General features: G+C 37.9%; 3 protein-coding genes. 1 reads left to right on the forward strand and 2 read right to left on the reverse strand.

Annotated elements, in window-relative coordinates; genetic code table 11:
- Positions 1-16: 16 nt before the first annotated feature.
- Both BWI97_RS25690 and BWI97_RS29370 read right to left on the reverse strand, forming a co-directional pair.
- The gene (locus BWI97_RS25690; protein ID WP_102203352.1) at positions 17-298 is read right to left on the reverse strand and encodes a hypothetical protein; all 282 of its coding nucleotides are present in this window, start codon (positions 296-298) and stop codon (positions 17-19) included.
- A 1158-nt stretch (positions 299-1456) separates the two neighbouring features.
- Positions 1457-1741, reverse strand: coding sequence for a hypothetical protein (locus tag BWI97_RS29370; protein ID WP_102203353.1), 285 nt, complete (start codon positions 1739-1741; stop codon positions 1457-1459).
- A gap of 104 nt (positions 1742-1845) precedes the next feature.
- Between BWI97_RS29370 and BWI97_RS29070 the strand changes: the two genes are divergently transcribed.
- Entirely contained in the window at positions 1846-2223 is a 378-nt protein-coding gene (locus BWI97_RS29070) for a recombinase family protein (protein WP_255403229.1), read from the forward strand.
- Positions 2224-3076: the final 853 nt, after the last annotated feature.

Below are 3076 nucleotides of genomic sequence, written 5' to 3' on the forward strand. Positions count from 1 at the left end.
CAGTTATTCGTGCGATTTAACGAATGCTTCCAAGTGACACTTGGCTGGAGGTTGGCTGAGCAAAACTGGCTACGACGGCTTCCTGTGATACCGTTGAAGTTTCAGCATTACGGGTTACCGTAGACGAGCGTGCAATGAAGCCCGCTCCGGTTAATAACGCCTGTTGACCTTGAAGTGTACCGTAATCAAGTTTCTCCAGGTTTTCAAATTTGTTAGAAGTGGAGTTATCAGAAGGCTTGAATGAAAACAATCCCAGGGGAAGAATCAATAAAGCAGGTAAAAGAAATTTTACTTTCATTAGGTTTGAATTTGAGAGTTAAAAAAATTGATTAGACTTAAGTCGGATACAAATGTATAGGGGGTGTAGACCTTTTAAAATAACTTTACGTTATAGTTTATACCTGAAAGTTATAGTTGGTTTTATAAAATATTTAAATTTTATAAAAGCTAGAATCATCCGATTTTATTCGCACTATATCGATTGTTGTTTATTTGTTTTTATATATGATAGCTATTTACAGCGTAGTTTATTTTGTGAATAGATGAGTAACTAAATCGCGTTTCTAATTTATTATTTAACGTTGATTATCAATTTGCAATAAGCGTCGATATAACTATTAGTAGGGTTTATTAGATTATTCTGTAAGGCGTGAATGCAACCAGAGTGTTGAGAAAATATAACCATGAAAAGATTCGTGTTTCAACCAGTTATAATTTAGGGGATACTGATACCTGGTAAAACAATTAGGAAGGATTGGGCGGGATGAAAGCAGCGGATTATTGGGTATTCGGTAATTGGGCGTTAGGGAATGTCCGCAGGCGTGAAATCTTAACGCCTGACCCGAAAAAGCTCCCAGCCTGACCCATGAGTTAGCCGATCATACTATTCTGATTTTGGAAGTTTTTAGCAATAGTAAGCAGATCACTTGAAGTCCATTTACCGTAATTACCTCCATTGCTCATTATTCCTGTAGTATTTTTGAAATATTACTCCGTTCGTTTTCTAACAGGTGTTACGTTTAACTTTTTAAACTTTATAAAGTGGAGGTAGAGGATGTCCGATCTTTTTTTACAGGATGGAAGAAAACTCATGCTGATCAACGGACAGAATGATTTAGATGGAAATGACAGGGATCGTATACCGATAGTCAAGCTCTTTATGCCTTTCGAAGAACCACTTGGATATCGACGGAATTGAAGTATATGTATCCTGATATCGCACTAGTTCGGCTATGTGTCCATTTTTGAAATGGAAAGCGTCACTGCGTTTGGAATTCCCGACATTGATATTGATGAGCACTTTAAAACCGAGGACCCTTTATTTGTCTATGCAAAAGCATATCATGTGGCGGGGCGTATTACGGAAGACCCTAGCTATCTTTCCTTCGATCAGGAGTGTCAGAGTGCAAGTAGTTGATAATTAGAGGGGTATCTTGCTTCGTATAGGGCAAATTTTCTAGGAATTTATTTTAATATCTTGACTTTTATTGAATAATAAATAAGCAGTGGGCTGTATAGGATGTACCGTAAGTAGCTGTAAAACAAGATGACCCTTGTTATTGAAAAGTTCCCAACACTCAGTAGAACCAATGGTAATGTACCAGGCACTCAAAATTTGTGCTTCATGCAAGTGTAGAGAAAAACGGGGCTCCTGAAGTAGTAGTTCCGCAGGCTTCATCTCTACATGAGTCAATAGACCATTGAAGGTATGCCTGCCTCCCTCATTTTTACTGGTCAGCATAATAGGCTCCTTTATTGTCTAAAGAAAATGTTTAGTTTTAATATATACAAACTAGGTTTAAATTAAACATCTTAATTTTCTCTTATTTTATCAATTCGATATCAATGATCTACGGATACATCCGAGTCAGTACAGACAAGCAAACCGTTGAAAACCAACGCTATGAGTTAAATCAATTTTGTGATAAGAATGTATTTGTCATAGACAAATGGATTGAAGAAACAATCTCTGGATCAAAAAAGCTAGAGGATCGCAAACTTGGCAAACTACTCAAAAAGATGAAAAAAGGGGATGTATTGATTTGTTCGGAGCTTTCCCGCCTTGGTCGTAACCTCTTAATGATCATGGGTATTCTGAATGAGTGCATGAATCGAGATATCCAGGTCTGGACTATTAAGGATAACTATCGTCTCGGGAGCGACATAAACTCAAAGGTATTAGCTTTGCCTTTGGCTTATCTGCTGAAATTGAGCGAAACCTGATCTCTCAGCGAACAAAGGAAGCTTTGGCTCGCAAAAAAGCAGAAGGAGTAGTGCTAGGGCGTCCGATAGGAAGTAAGTCAGCGAAGACAAAACTTACCGGGCAGGATAAGAGAATTAGAGAGTTACTAGATAAACAAGTCTCTTATAGTGCAATAGCTCGGATACTTGGAGTTCATCGATTGACTGTATCTAGCTATGCTATTCAGCATGGTCTGAAGAGTTAAGTATTTAGCATCAAGCAATTTTTTAAAAACAAAGATTGTTTGATGTCTTTAAACTCAATTTTTCTGACTCCATGTTCTAGTAAATAGGGTAGTACTACTATAATATTTTCTTAAAGTGTATACGTTGCCTTATGGCTCAGAGCTTTGCAATGTGAATCTTGACTTCCTGATCTAACAATTCGCACTTATGGCATTTTACAAACAAACTGCTGTAAATAGTTACCAATCAAAATACACCTTCAAGAGAATGATATACTTTTGTTCACCCCTGAGTTTGCATAAGGATTGATTGTACAACAGGATTTTGGCAAACCAGTACTCCACTCATCTCTTCATTTTTAATAATGATGAGCATGTATTCTTGCCGGATCATTGACGGAGAAGCCTATAAAAGAAGTCCATTCAGAGCGACGATGGATTCAAACCGAAGTAGTCGGAAGCGTGGTGCTGGATGGTTCACCCATGGATAGCATAAGTGTATTGATACCGGCTGAAGGGGAAAAGGACTTACCTGTTTTAAAACGACTCGAGGGACAATGATTTATACGAAGCTGTAATCCAAAAAATGAAAGCTATTCTAATGTATTCGATGCTTTTACTGGCTGCCCTGGAGGCATCTGCCCAGGAAA

It is taken from the genome of Siphonobacter sp. BAB-5405 (assembly GCF_002872335.1).
In the GTDB taxonomy this organism is placed as follows: domain Bacteria; phylum Bacteroidota; class Bacteroidia; order Cytophagales; family Spirosomataceae; genus Siphonobacter.